At 72.4% G+C, this 12,981-nt stretch carries 11 protein-coding genes; 4 read left to right on the top strand and 7 right to left on the bottom strand.

The genetic code is table 11. The annotated features are described in order from the left end of the window. The first annotated feature begins 153 nt into the window (after positions 1 to 153). Positions 154 to 531, top strand: coding sequence for an SHOCT domain-containing protein (locus ACFZBP_RS36135; protein WP_383450852.1), 378 nt, complete (start codon positions 154 to 156; stop codon positions 529 to 531). A gap of 3 nt (positions 532 to 534) precedes the next feature. On the opposite strand, the gene ACFZBP_RS36140 is transcribed toward ACFZBP_RS36135, so the two are convergent. The 3 genes from ACFZBP_RS36140 to ACFZBP_RS36150 form a co-directional block, all read right to left on the bottom strand. Then, on the bottom strand, positions 535 to 732 hold the full coding sequence (locus tag ACFZBP_RS36140) for a hypothetical protein (RefSeq protein ID WP_383450370.1): 198 nt from the start codon (positions 730 to 732) through the stop codon (positions 535 to 537). A 130-nt stretch (positions 733 to 862) separates the two neighbouring features. After that, positions 863 to 3,553: a LuxR C-terminal-related transcriptional regulator gene (locus ACFZBP_RS36145; RefSeq protein ID WP_391419678.1), complete on the bottom strand. Its 2,691-nt coding sequence runs from the start codon at positions 3,551 to 3,553 to the stop codon at positions 863 to 865. An 83-nt stretch (positions 3,554 to 3,636) separates the two neighbouring features. Then, positions 3,637 to 4,080, bottom strand: coding sequence for a MarR family winged helix-turn-helix transcriptional regulator (locus ACFZBP_RS36150; protein WP_383450375.1), 444 nt, complete (start codon positions 4,078 to 4,080; stop codon positions 3,637 to 3,639). Between the two features lie 115 nt (positions 4,081 to 4,195). Between ACFZBP_RS36150 and ACFZBP_RS36155 the strand changes: the two genes are divergently transcribed. After that, complete coding sequence (locus ACFZBP_RS36155) at positions 4,196 to 5,194, top strand: zinc-binding dehydrogenase (protein WP_391419680.1); 999 nt, start codon at positions 4,196 to 4,198, stop codon at positions 5,192 to 5,194. Between the two features lie 97 nt (positions 5,195 to 5,291). After that, positions 5,292 to 5,711, top strand: coding sequence for an Ohr family peroxiredoxin (locus tag ACFZBP_RS36160; protein ID WP_391419683.1), 420 nt, complete (start codon positions 5,292 to 5,294; stop codon positions 5,709 to 5,711). 189 nt (positions 5,712 to 5,900) lie between these two features. On the opposite strand, the gene ACFZBP_RS36165 is transcribed toward ACFZBP_RS36160, so the two are convergent. Together ACFZBP_RS36165 and ACFZBP_RS36170 are read right to left on the bottom strand one after the other, a co-directional pair. Continuing rightward, positions 5,901 to 7,052, bottom strand: coding sequence for a serine hydrolase (locus tag ACFZBP_RS36165; protein ID WP_391419685.1), 1,152 nt, complete (start codon positions 7,050 to 7,052; stop codon positions 5,901 to 5,903). A gap of 9 nt (positions 7,053 to 7,061) precedes the next feature. Next, complete coding sequence (locus ACFZBP_RS36170) at positions 7,062 to 9,632, bottom strand: M14 family zinc carboxypeptidase (protein WP_391419688.1); 2,571 nt, start codon at positions 9,630 to 9,632, stop codon at positions 7,062 to 7,064. A 185-nt stretch (positions 9,633 to 9,817) separates the two neighbouring features. On the opposite strand from ACFZBP_RS36170, the gene ACFZBP_RS36175 reads away from it, so the two are divergent. Further along, positions 9,818 to 10,633, top strand: a complete 816-nt coding sequence (locus ACFZBP_RS36175) for an EI24 domain-containing protein (RefSeq protein WP_391419690.1) — start codon at positions 9,818 to 9,820, stop codon at positions 10,631 to 10,633. Between the two features lie 336 nt (positions 10,634 to 10,969). Here the strand turns inward: ACFZBP_RS36175 and ACFZBP_RS36180 are convergent, their stop codons facing one another. Both ACFZBP_RS36180 and ACFZBP_RS36185 read right to left on the bottom strand, forming a co-directional pair. Next, positions 10,970 to 12,223, bottom strand: coding sequence for a pyroglutamyl peptidase (locus ACFZBP_RS36180; protein WP_391419692.1), 1,254 nt, complete (start codon positions 12,221 to 12,223; stop codon positions 10,970 to 10,972). A 103-nt stretch (positions 12,224 to 12,326) separates the two neighbouring features. Then, the gene (locus tag ACFZBP_RS36185) at positions 12,327 to 12,923 is read right to left on the bottom strand and encodes a TetR family transcriptional regulator (RefSeq protein ID WP_391419694.1); all 597 of its coding nucleotides are present in this window, start codon (positions 12,921 to 12,923) and stop codon (positions 12,327 to 12,329) included. Positions 12,924 to 12,981 lie beyond the last annotated feature (58 nt).

Consider the following 12,981-nt stretch of genomic DNA (forward strand, 5'->3'; position numbering starts at 1 on the left):
GCCCGGGACGGCACCCACCCGCGGCGGGTGATGCCGTTCCGGGGCGACAGGCGCAGCGTGGACAGCGTCAGGCTTCGAGTGCCGCCGTGACCCCAAGGCGGCCGGCAAGTGGAGGAAACCGTGGACTATCCGCTGCTCAACGCGTTCCTGACCATGCTCTGGTTCTTCCTGTGGGTCATGTGGTTCGTGCTGCTGTTCCGGGTCATCGGCGACATCTTCCGGGACGACACCATGGGCGGCGGGGCCAAGGCGGGCTGGACGGTCTTCGTCTGTGTGCTGCCGTACCTCGGCGTCTTCGTCTACCTGATCGCCCGCGGCCGCGGCATGGGCGAGCGCGACGTGCGCCAGATGCAGCGGCAGGAGCAGGCGTTCCGCTCCTACGTCCAGGAGGCGGCCGCCGGGGCCCCGGCCACCGGTGAGGCCCGGGCGACCCGTGTGGACGAACTGACCAGGCTCGCCGGACTGCACGACCACGGCGACATCACCGACGCCGAGTACGAGCAGGCCAAGGCGAAGGTCCTCGCGGGCTGAGAGTCAGTCCGGGATCCGGCGGAACTCCGCCACGCGCAGTCCCAGTGACTGGAAGCGGAGCAACAGGCCGTAGAGATGCGCCTCGTCGTCGACCGGGCCGTACAGCACGGTCTGGGTGGGGACGACGGACGTCTTCAACTCGGGGAACGCCGTGGTCAGCTCGTCCGACATCTCCCCGTCGACGCGGATCTCGTAGCGCATGACCTCATGCTCGGCGACAGGGCGCGAGGTGGCATCACCCGGGCGAGGTGACACGGCGGAGCGGCCCGGGTCCGTGGGTCCGAGGGTCCGAGGGTCCGTCAGAGCAGGCCCGGTTCAGAGCAGGCCCGGTTCAGAGCAGGCCCAGTTCGCGGGCCCGGCGGACGGCCTCGCCGCGTCGGCCGGCGGCGAGCTTGCGGTAGATGCTCTTCAGGTGGGTCTTCACCGTGTTGACCGACAGATGCAGGTCGGCGGCGATCTCCTCGGTGGACATGAGCTGGGCCAGTCGTTCGAGGACGTCCTGCTCCCGCGCGCTGAGCGGCTCCGGGAGGGGCGGCTCCGCCCGTTGCGGCGCGAGCGTGCCGGTCAGCCAGGTGTGCTCCCGGGCGAGCGCGGGCCGGCGCCGCAGCATCCGGCCGAACCACGGCTCCGCCTCCAGGAACGGCCGCCTGAGCTGATGCGGACGGGCCGCCGCCAGTGCCCGCAGCAGCAGGCCCTCCGCGGCTGGGGAGTCACCGGTCGCCTCGACGACCTGCGCACGGGTCAGCAGCAGCCACACATCGACGGCCGGACCCTGGTCCCGGGACTCGGGTAGGCCGTCCAGGATGCGCAGCGCCCGTTCGCCGTCGCCCGCCGCCAGCCGGGCCCGGGCCTCGGCGGCCCGGCTCTCCGCGCTGTGCAGCGGCTGTTCCTCGAAGACCTTCACCGCCGCCTTCGGATCGCCGTCCGCCAGATGCGCCGCCGCCGTCGCCACGGCGATACGGTCGCTCACCCACGGGGAGGGCTCGGCCAGGACCAGGGGCCGGCGCGTCATGTCGTCGAGAGCGAGCAGCGCCGCCCGGCTGTCGCCCCTCGCGACCAGCATCCGGGAGCGCAGGATCGCCAGCTCCACGGCCACGAGGGGATCACGGGCGGCGGCGGACGCGGCGGCCGCCAGGTCGAGATGGCCCTGGGCGGTCGTCAGGTCGTCCCGGTCGACGGCGACCGCGGCCAGCACGAGCTGGGCCATCCCGGTGCGGTACGACACCGGCAGCCCCGAACGCTCCGCCTCGGCGACGGCGTCCCGGGCATGCGCCTCGGCCTGGCCGGGACGGCCGTGCAGGAAGTCGATCAGCGCCAGCCGGCCGAGCGCCTCGTGCCGGGGGAACGCCGCCGACAGCGCCTCGGCGGCGTCGACGGCGGCGGACAGCGTGGCGCGCGCGGCGTCGAACCGGCCCGCCCACAGCTGGGCCGAACCGAGGTCGGTGAGCATCAGGGCCGTCAGCTCCGGGCTCCGCTCCAGCCGGTCGGCGGGCAGGGCTCCTTCCGCCTCCGTGGCGTCCCGCGCCGCCGTCTCCGCCAGGTCGGCCGAGCCCACCAGCCGGGCGGCCAGCACCCGCAGCGCCGCACAGCTCAGCCGGACGGCCGCCGCGTCGTCGGTGCCGCGCTCCGGCAGGTTCTCCTCCGCGCGCCGCAGGTAGGTGACACCCCGGTCGACGTCGTGGTGGGCCAGCTCGCGCGCCGCGCGCACCAGGTCGGGCGCCGGGCCGGACGCCTCCGGCGCCATCCTGGCGAACAGATCGTCCAGCCGCTCGGCGGCCAGCCCGGTCAGCAGCCGGCCGATCGCCAGATGGTCGACGAGCTCGGCGGCGGCCAGCTCCCAGTCACCCGCTTCCGCCGCGTGCCGCAGCGCCTCGTCGAGCAGGCCCGCCCGGCTCAGCCACTCGGCGGCCGTGCGGTGCAGCTCCGGCTCCAGGCCCGGGTGCCGTACCCGCAGGTGCACCCGCAGGATCTCGGCGAACAGCGAGTGCAGCCGGTACCAGGAGTGCCCGAGGGGCTCGACGAACGCGTTCGTCCGCTGCAGCGTCTCCAGGACCGGTTCGGCGTCGGCCCGCCCGGTGAGGGCGTTGGCCAGGTCGGGGTGGGTCTTCTCCAGGATGCTGGTGCGCAGCAGCAGGTCCTGGGTCTCGGCGGGGTGGGCGCGCAGCACCTCGCCCAGCAGGAAGTCGGCCACCGTGCTGTGCCCGGCCTCGAAGTCGTTCAGGAAGCTCTCCGGGTCGTCCGCCCGCTGCGCGGCCAGGGCGCACAGCCGCAGCCCCGCCGCCCAGCCCTCGGTGCGTTCGGTCAGGGTGCGCGCGGCGTCGGCCGACAGCGGCAGCCCGTGCCGGTCGACCAGGGCGGCCGTCTCCTCGGCGCGAAACGCCAGGTCGTCGGCGCGGATGTCGACGAGTTCCCCTGCGGCCCGGTAGCGGTGCAGCGGCAGCAGCGGCTCGGTGCGGCTGATGAGCACCAGGCGCAGTCCGGCGCCGGCGTGGCGGAGCACGAACTGCAGCTCGTCGGCGACCGCGGTGGAGCCGGCCACGCGGTCGAACTCGTCCAGGACGAGGGTCACCCGGTTGTCCCGTCCGTTCAGCCAGGCCGCGAGCCGGGCCAGCAGCGAGTGGTCCACCTCGCCGGGGCGGGCCGGGCCGCGGACGTCCTCGGGCGGGGCGATCCCGTGGTGCCGCAGGGCGTGCAGGACGTACGACCAGAACACACCGGGCGCGCTGTCCTGCGGCTCCACGGTCAGCCAGGCGACGGCACCCGGCTCGCGGGCCGCGACCCAGTCGGCGACCAGCAGTGTCTTGCCCGCCCCCGCGGGCCCGTTGACCAGGGTCAGCGGCCGACCGGCCCCCTCGGTCAACTGCTCGACGAGCCGCTCCCTGCGGACGAACGTCCCCGGCACCGTCGGCACGGCCAGCCGGGCGGCGAGCACCGGGTCACCGTCCGGAGTCACCCCCGCCGGGGCGGCCCGCCCGCCACGCCCGTCAGACCCCTCATGGCTGCCCGAGCGGTACGACACCACGTACCGATCCTCGCGCCGGGCCCCTCGCCCCGCAACCGACGCCCCGGACCGACGCCCCGGACCGGCGTCACGGCCCGTCGTCCTCAGACGTCCACGCCCAGCATCCTCCGCAGCAGGTCCCGCAGGGTCAGTCGCTGTTCCTCCGACAGCCCGGCCAGCGGTTCCCGGGCGAACCGGAGGGAGTCACGCAGGCTGCGGGCCACCTGGCGGCCCTCCTCCGTGGCCGCCGCCAGCTTCACGCGGCGGTCCGCCGGGTCCGGGCGGCGCTCCACCAGGCCCCGGGTCTCCAGCCGGTCCACGATGCCGGTCACGTTCGACGGCTCGCAGCGCAGCCGCTGTGCCAGCTTCCGCATCGGCAGCGGCTCCAGCGACAGCAGGCTGAGCAGCCGCGCCTGCGCGCCGGTGAGCGCGTGCTCGGCGGCGGCCTCCTCGTACTCCTCGTGGTAGCGGGCCACGACGGAGCCGATGAGGTCGACGACTTCGAGGGTCAGCTCATCGGGGCGGCGGGTCCTGGGTGTAGTGGCCATGCTCTCAGGGTACCCCCGTTACTTGACATCATGAAATATTCAGGAGCATGGTTGTTTCATCTGCTGAAGTAATTGCAGCGCGGCACACCCGCAGTACATCGGAAGGGCACCCCCCATGATCAACCGCGAATGGCACCTCCTCTCCCGCCCCGTCGGCTGGCCCAAGGCCGAGGACTTCGCCCTGGTGGAGGCAGAGCTGCCGAGCCCTGCCGAGGGTCAGGTGCTCGTACGCAACAAGTACCTCTCCGTCGACCCGTACATGCGCGGCCGCATGTCGGCGGCCAAGTCCTACGTCGCCCCGTTCGAGCTCGGCAAGGTCATGCAGGGCGGCGCCGTCGGCGAGGTCGTCGAGTCCAACGCCGAGGGCATCGCCGTCGGCGACCACGTCCTGCACTTCCTCGGCTGGCGCGAGTACGCCGCCGTGGACGCGAAGAGCGCCGTCAAGGTCGACCCGGACGCCGCGCCGCTCTCCACCTACCTCGGCGTCCTCGGCATGACGGGCCTGACCGCGTACGCGGGCCTGCTGCGGGTCGGCGCCTTCAAGGAGGGCGACGCGGTCTTCGTCTCCGGTGCCGCGGGCGCCGTCGGCAGCCAGGTCGGCCAGATCGCCAGGCTCAAGGGTGCCTCCCGGGTCATCGGCTCCGCCGGCTCGGACGAGAAGGTCAAGCTGCTCGTCGAGGAGTACGGCTTCGACGCCGCCTTCAACTACAAGAACGGCCCGGTCTGGGAGCAGCTCAAGGAGGCCGCCCCGGACGGCATCGACGTCTACTTCGACAACGTCGGCGGCGAGCACCTGGAGGCCGCCATCGGCGCGCTCAACCTCCGCGGCCGTGCCGTGATCTGCGGCATGATCTCCCAGTACAACTCGACCGAGCCGACCCCCGGCCCGCGCAACATGGTCAAGATCCTCCAGAACCGGCTCCGCGTCGAGGGGGTCCTGGTCGGCGACCACTACGACCTCCAGTCGCAGTTCGTCTCCGAGGTCGGCCCCTGGGTGGCCGCCGGCGAGCTGAAGTACCGCGAGACGGTCGTCGAAGGCATCGAGAACAACCTGGAGGCGTTCCTCGGGGTTCTGCGCGGCGACAACACCGGGAAGATGATCGTCAAGCTCTGACGCCTTCTGCTGATTTCCGGCATGCGGTAACTTCTTTCCGAAACCGTCGTCGATCGTGGGCGCGAGTCGCGGCGGACCGAGAAGGGGAAGACACCGCATGTCCATCCAGCAGACCGACGTCCTGTACACGGCCGTCGCCACCGCCGACAACGGTCGCGACGGCCGGGTCGCCACCGACGACGGCAAGCTCGACGTCGTCGTGAACCCGCCCAAGGAGATGGGCGGCAGCGGCGCCGGCACCAACCCGGAGCAGCTCTTCGCGGCCGGCTACAGCGCCTGCTTCCAGGGCGCCCTCGGCGTCGTCGCCCGCCAGGAGCAGGCCGACGTCTCCGGCTCGACCGTCACCGCCAAGGTCGGCATCGGCAAGAACGGTGACGGCTTCGGCATCATCGTCGAGATCTCCGCCGACATCCCGAACGTCGACACCGAGACCGCCAAAGCCCTCATTGAGAAGGCCCACCAGGTCTGCCCGTACTCGAAGGCGACCCGAGGCAACATCACCGTGACGCTCGCCTGACACGGTCGTTGCCACGGGGAGGCCGCACCCCTGGACGTGGGGTGCGGCCTCGTCGGCGCTGGGCGCACCCCCCTAGGGGCGCGGGGCCGTATCGACGTGCGGCTCCGCCGCGTGGGCGCGACCAGCCACCACGGAGCCGCACCCGCGATACGACCGAGCCCCCCGAGCTGTTAGGCGCGGTCGCCGGTGTCAAACCGCGAGCGCCGCCGAATGCACCCCCCGCACAAACCGCCCATTCTCCGGCGCAGCCCCACCAGGAAACGCACACCGCCGCCGGGTATACCCATAAGCCAGCCCAGCTCGGGGATCCGCGAACGCCTGCGACCCCCCAGCCCCACTGTGCCCGAAGGTCCCCGCCCCCAGGAACGGATACCAAGTGTCCGCCGTCGCCTGAAAACCCAGCCCGTACGACTTGTGCGCCCGCGCCACCAGGTCGTACCCGGTCGAATGGATCTGCCCCACCTCGGCCACCGTGTCCGGCTTCAGCAGCGGCGGCCGCTCGTCCAGCTCACTGATCGCCGCCGCGTACATCCCGGCGAGCCCCCGCGCGGAGGCGACCCCGCCCGCCGACGCCGGCCCGCTCGCGCGCACCGCACGGGAGTTGGCGTAGTCCACCAGCTCACCCGGATCCGGCACATGCGTGTTGAACGCGATCGACGACAGGGTGTGCGGCCCCTGCGGCACCGAGTCCAGCACCGCCTGCTGCTCCGGTGTCGGGGCCATCGGCTGCACGGAGCGGAAGCGCGGCTCCAGCTCCTCGGGCAGCCCGAGGTGGAAGTCCAGGCCGTAGGGCGCCCGCACCCGCTCCTCGTACACCTCCTGAAGCGTCCGGCCGGTGGCCCGCCGTACGACCTCACCCGTCAGCGCGCCGATGACGAGCGCGTGATAGCCGAAGGCCGTGCCGGGGCGCCAGAACGGCCGCTGGTCGGCGAGGCGTTCGGCGATGGCGCGGTCGTCGGCCAGCTCGTCCCGGGTGAACCCGGCGTCCAGGCCGACCAGCCCGGCCCGGTGGGAGATCAGATCCCGTAGGGTCACCCCGGCCTTGCCCTCGGCGCCGAACTCCGGCCAGTAGTACGTCACCTTGCGGTCCGGTTCGAGCGTGCCGTCCTGGACCAGGAGCGCGACCACGAGATGGGCGGCGCCCTTGGTGGAGGAGAACACGCCGTACAGCGAGTCCGCCTCGCAGCCGTCACCGGCCCAGAGGTCGACGACCTTCCTGCCGTGCACGTACGCGCACAACTGGCCTTCGTAGTCGGGCCGCTCACCGGCCACGAACGTGGCGAACTCCTCGCGCACCGCCTCGAAGCCGTCCGCCACGGTGCCGTGGATCCCTTGCGTCATCCGCTCTCCTCATCTGGTGCCACTGGCCTGCGCCATGCTGAACAACGCCCGTCCGACCTGGGCGAATTCGCCCTTCGGATGATCCCGGAAGAGCGGCTCGGTGCCGAACAGGACGGCGCGGGGCCCGCTGACCACCGACGCCCGACCCGCCGCGTCCCCCGGCCCGCCGGAACCGTCCTGCGACGCCCGCCAGTGCCCGGAGACCAGCGGGTTCCCGGTGCCGTACGCCTGCTCGACTCGCACCTTTGGACCCAGGTCGGTGAACCACACGGGTGCGTACACGAACCCGTGGTCCGGAGCGCCGGACATGAGAAGACTGCCCGAGTTCCGCACCCGAACCACCCCGTTGGCGTCCCCGTTGCCCTCGACCGGCTTCACCGCCAGCAGTCCGGCCGCCGTGCCCAGCTCGGCGCCGGTGAGGCCCCGGCCGACGAGACCGTGTCCGGTGAGGAAGGAGTCGAGGGCGGTGCGGGCGGGGGCGGTCAGGTCGCCGTACTCCAAGCCCACCGACACGAACAGCGCGTCCACCGACGACCAGTCGAACCCGGCGTTCAGCACGTCCGTGGAGACCGGCGTGACCTCGAAGTTCATCTCCCGCAGCGCGAACAGCTCACCCGCGGTGACGGCGGCGGCCACCCGGGTGCGGTGGAGCGGGGCCGTGCCGGTGAGCCGTGTCGCGTGGAAGGCGACGCCGTACCGGCGGGCGGCCTCCCCGGCCTGCCGTCGCGCCGAGCCCGGCACGATCGCGCTGCCGTCCGCCGCCCGGCGCGCCCGGACGCCGTCGCGGAGCAGGGAGTTGAGCGCGGCGACCTCGTTCGGGTCGTCGAGCCGCAGCCGCAGGTCGCCGCGCGGGGCGACGTACGCGACCGGGGACGCCGCACGGACCGGGCGCAGCACACCGCCGTACGGCAGCCGCGGCAGGGTCCGCACCGGCGCGCCCCACAGCCGGCCGAGGCTCCAACCGGAGATGTCGTACATCGCGGACACCTTGTCGCTGATGTCCCGCCCGTCCGCGAGGAGCACGTTCGCGAGCCCCCGCTTGGGCTGGTGCATGTCGACGACGTACGAGCCCTTGGCGTACGTCCGGCCGCCGAGGCGGAAGGCGTGGGCGGCGCGGGTGACGCGTACGTCGTTGGCGAGGAGGTGGTCGACGAGGCGGGCGGCGGCCGTCGTGCCCGGCGCCGGGATGACGTACGCGCGGGGGAAGGTGGTCGTGTAGACGTCCTCGGGGCCGATGCCGGGGACGCCCGGGACGGTCGCCGGCGACACCGGCACCTGCGCGGCGCCCGCGGCTCCCCGGCGGAAGACCTCGATCTGGTCGGCGACCAGCGAGGCGCGCTTCGTCCGGACGAAGTCGAGGGTGGCGCGCAGGGCGGCCCCGGCGACGTCGACGTTGATGGCGGAGCGGCGGCGCAGCTCGGTGACCGGCAGGGTGTCGTACAGGGAGCCGTTCACCTCCATCGGGATCTCCACGGTGTGCGCGGCGACCGTGCCGTGGAAGGCCGCGTACTGCGGTGTGAAGATCGGCGGCCAGTCGTCCCAGCCCTCGTCCAGGTCGCGGAACGGGATCTGCGCGGGCTCGACGCCGTCCTTCCGCGGCGTGTAGCCCAGCCCGTTGACGGCGGCCTCCATGCCGAGGGCGTTGGCGTAGGAGTTCTTCAGGAAGAGGTCGTACTCGTAGTTCTCGCCGTGCGGGGGAGTGGTGGGCTCGATGAGGGTGCCGTTGACATAGCCGTGCAGGTCGAGCATGACGGTCGGCTGCTTGCCCACCATGATCTGCCGCATCGCCCGCACCTCGGGCTGCGAGGCGGTGACGAAGTCCCGGTTCATGTCGAACCCGTTCGCGTTCGCGCGGGTTCCGGCGATACGGCCGTCCGGGTTGGCGGTGACGTTGAAGTACAGCCGGCTGTGCGCGAGCAGGTCACGCGTCCTGGCGTCCTGCGCGGTGGCCAGCCGCTGGATGAGCTCGAGGGAGGCGTCGGTGCCCTCCCACTCGTCGCCGTGGATGTTGTTGTTGACGAACACCGGCGCCTTGTAACTCCGCTTGATCTCAGCCGACTTGGCGGCGAGGGCGGGCGTCCTCTCGATGAGCTCACGCATCCGCGCCTGCGAGCGGGCCTGCCGGGCCGTCTCGGGAGCGGTGACGGTGACGAGATACAGCCGGTGCCCACCCGCCGACCGCCCCACGACCTCGACGCTCACCCGGTCGCCGAGAGCCTGGAGGGCGTTCAGCTTGGGCGCGAGGCCGTGGTACGGGGTGAGCCCCAGCTTGATGGACTTGTCGCCCGGGTTCACGGGATCGGCGCTGAGGACCTGGCGCCGAGGATAGCCCCGCCCGTCGTCCCCGAGGGCAGCCTCCGCCCCGGCCCCGGCGGCGGTGAGGGCCCGCTGGGCCGCGCCCAGGGGAGCCCGGGCCACCTGCTGGTCGAGCGCGGCTTCCCGGTGGACCGGGGGCCGGGGTTCCGCCGCGCCGGCGTTCGGGCCGAGCAGCAGGGAGCCCGCCGTGGTGACGGCAAGGGCGAAGAGTGGAACGGGCCTCGCAGGAAACGGTCTCGCAGGAACGGTTCTCGTGTTGCGCACGCGTACCTCCTCCGGAACTTCCAAAGATCGGTACGGCGAGGTGTACCTGTTCGACTCAACCGCAACAAGAGGGAGTTGGTGTCACGGACGCCCCGGATGGCTCATCTCCCTGCCCCGGGCCGCGGTGACCGGGCGTCGAAACGCCCGTGACTGCCGTGTGACACGGTCCGACTAGAGTTCGGTTCATGCGCGATCTCGGGACCGGGTTCAGGTATCTCCTCAAGGGCCAGCGATGGGTGGCCCGGCACGGCAAGCAGTACGGCTTCGGGCTGATCCCGGGCCTGATCACCCTGGTGCTCTACGCGGCCGCCTTGGTCGCCCTCGCGCTCTGGGGCGAGGACTTCGTCTCCTGGTCGACCCCGTTCGCCGACGACTGGTCGAGCCCCTGGCAGGGCCTCTTCCGCGGCTTCCTCACCGCCGTTCTCTTCGCCCTGGGCCTGCTCCTCTCCGTCATCACCTTCACCGCGGTCACGCTCCTGGTCGGCCAGCCCTTCTACGAGAGCCTCTCCGAGAAGGTCGACCGGGACGTCTCCCCGGATGGCACGGCCCCCGAGTCCGGTCTGCCGCTCTGGCGCGAACTGTGGATCTCGGGCCGTGACAGCCTCCGCATCGTCCTGCGCGCCGGCGTCTGGGGCGTACTGCTCTTCGCCCTCGGCTTCATCCCGGTCGTCGGCCAGACGGTCGTACCGGTGGCCGGTGTCGTCGTCACCGGTTTCTTCCTCACCGAGGAACTCACGGCGGTCGCCCTCCAACGCCGCCGCGTCGGACTCCGCGACCGCCTCACGATGCTCCGCTCCCGCAAGACCCTCGTCTGGGGCTTCGGCACACCCCTCGCCGCCGCCTTCCTGGTCCCGTTCGTCGCGGTGTTCCTGATGCCGGGCGCCGTCGCGGGAGCGACGCTGATGACGCGGGAGCTGATGGGGGAGGAGACCGAGGAGCGGCGGGACGACCATCCGCTGCCCAGCGCCGCTCCGGACCCCTTCAGCCAGTCCGGCGCTTGAGGACGAGCCACCCGCCGCCCCGATCCCCCGCCCACCGGCAGGGGGCAGGCATCTTCAGCCCGTGCGGCGCTTGAGGACGAGCCACCGCCGCCCCGATCCTCCCACCCACCCGCAGAGGCCTACGCCGGCCCACCCATCTTCAGCCCGTGCGGCGTTCGTGGACCCGCTGGGGCGTACGCCGGCCCAGGCATCTTCAGCCCGTCCGGCGTTTGAGGACGAGGCCCGGAGGGCCGATGGCGGGGTCTGGGGCGGCAGCCCCAGCGGGGTCGAAGGGGCGGAGCCCCTTCAAGGGATGGGACGGGTAGGGGCGGCGGGGGCGAAAAACCGCCCGGCCCCCTACGAGGCCACCGCCACCCCCACGATCGCCCGCACCTGCGCCACGATGTCCAGCCGATTCCGCACGAACTCCGGATCCGTCACCGCCCCCGTGGCAGGATCGGAGTTCCCCGCCCCGAACTGAAGCACCGGCGTGTGCACATGCCCACCCGGCAGGGCGTCGTGCAGCCCCAGCCGATCCCGCAGCAGCGTCGCCCGGTAGGCGATCTCGTTGGACAGGTAGTCCCCGCCGCCCCCGGCCCGCGCGATGGAACCGGGCGTCGGCCCCTCCGGCCGCACCACGGCCTGCGTGCCGCCCGCCGGTATCTCGGTCACGCTCGTGTTGTCGTACACGGGGAAGCGGCCGGTGTCGGCGGCGACGATCTCCTCGTACGGCAGGGTCGTCGTCGTCCACTGCGGCTGCGAGGCCGGATCGGCCACGGGTATCGTCTCCGTCCGCCCCACGTTCTCGTTGTCCCCGAACCCACCCCGCCAGGCCCCGTTGGTCCGCTCCACGTCGAACCGCCCGACCCGCCCCTGACTCACGGTCGTGAACAGGTCGACCTGCCTCAGATACGGCCGCAACGTCCGCTCCACCGTCCCCTCGGCGAAGTCCGACCAGCGCACCGGGAACACGGCGGTCTCCACCCGTACCGGCCCCCGCGCCGTCCGGATCACCGTCCCGTCGAGCGCGAGCGCGCTCGCCCCGGACGGATTGGAGATACGGATGTCACGGTCGAGGGTGAACGGGTCGAACCCGGTGACCAGGACGCGCCGGATGCCCTCGCCCCGCGGATAGCGGATGTCGGTCTGCCCACGAGACCCCCGCTCCAACGCGTCCAGCAACGCGGCCCGCTGACCGCCACTCAGCCCGAACCCTGGCTCCCAGGTCCGCACCTCCAGGGTCATCGACAACCGGGCCCAGTACAGCGGCCGATCGTCGTCCCGGCTCATATCACCCCCGTCCGGCCCCCGCCCCTGCGCCCGCTCCACGGCCCTCCGCCACAACGCCGACCCCTCGCGTACGACGACACGCAGGGCCTGGGCGTAGGAGCGCGCGGCGGCGAGGTCGTCGGCGAACTCCGTTGCCGGGACGTCGAATCCGGAGCGGCGCAGGATCTCCTGCGGGACCGCCTTGTCGAGGCGCTGCTCTTCGACGGTCGGCGCGGCGGGGGCGGATGCGGCCTCGGCGGCGGCCGACCCGGACGTGGGGGCGGCGAGACCGGCGAGCAGGGCCAGCCCGAGGACGCCGATCCGAACGCGTATGGAATTCAAGGGAGTTACGGTCCTTCCGTCACGGTGCGTCGTGCAGGACGCCGGAAGTATCGCGTGACGGAAGTGGACTACGCCATGGCGTGGGGAAACCGAACCGTGAACCTCAGCCCGGGTCCACGTCGGTCGGCCTCTCGCCGAGCAGCCCGAGGAAGTCGCGGAACGCCCCCGGCATGTCCACCGACTCGGGGTCCAGCAGCCACTGGTACTGCAAGCCGTCCATGACGGCGACCAGCAGCGGAGCCGTACGCTCCGGGGTCAGCCCGTTCGGCAGCCGGTCGCCGTACTCGGCGCGCAGGACCTCGGCCATGCTCGCGCGGACGTCGGTGTACCGCTCGGTGAAGTACGCGCGCGCCGGATGCCCCTCCGTCACGCTCTCGCCGAGCAGCGCCGAGAAGGTCTGGATGATGCCGGGCCGCATCGCGTTGTACTCGACGAGCGAGGCCAGCAGGTCGACGCGCCACCGGGCGCCCGGCACGGCGTCCCACTGGTCCCGCTCCTGGAGCACGGCGACGAGCAGCGCGTCCTTGGTCGGGAAGTAGTGCAGCAGCCCCTGCTGGGTGAGCCCGACCCGCTCCGCGACCGCGCCCAGGCTCGCGCCCCGGTAACCGCGCTCGGCGATCACCTCCAGGGCCGCCCGCACGATCTCGGCGCGCCGCTCCTCGCTTCTGACCCTCGCGTTCATGGCGTCACCGTACGACATCGCCGTACCTCAAATGTAACATGAAGATAACGAAACCTACCGGGCTACAGGCGGTCGA

This window comes from Streptomyces sp. NPDC008086, from assembly GCF_042957325.1.
Taxonomy (GTDB): domain Bacteria; phylum Actinomycetota; class Actinomycetes; order Streptomycetales; family Streptomycetaceae; genus Streptomyces.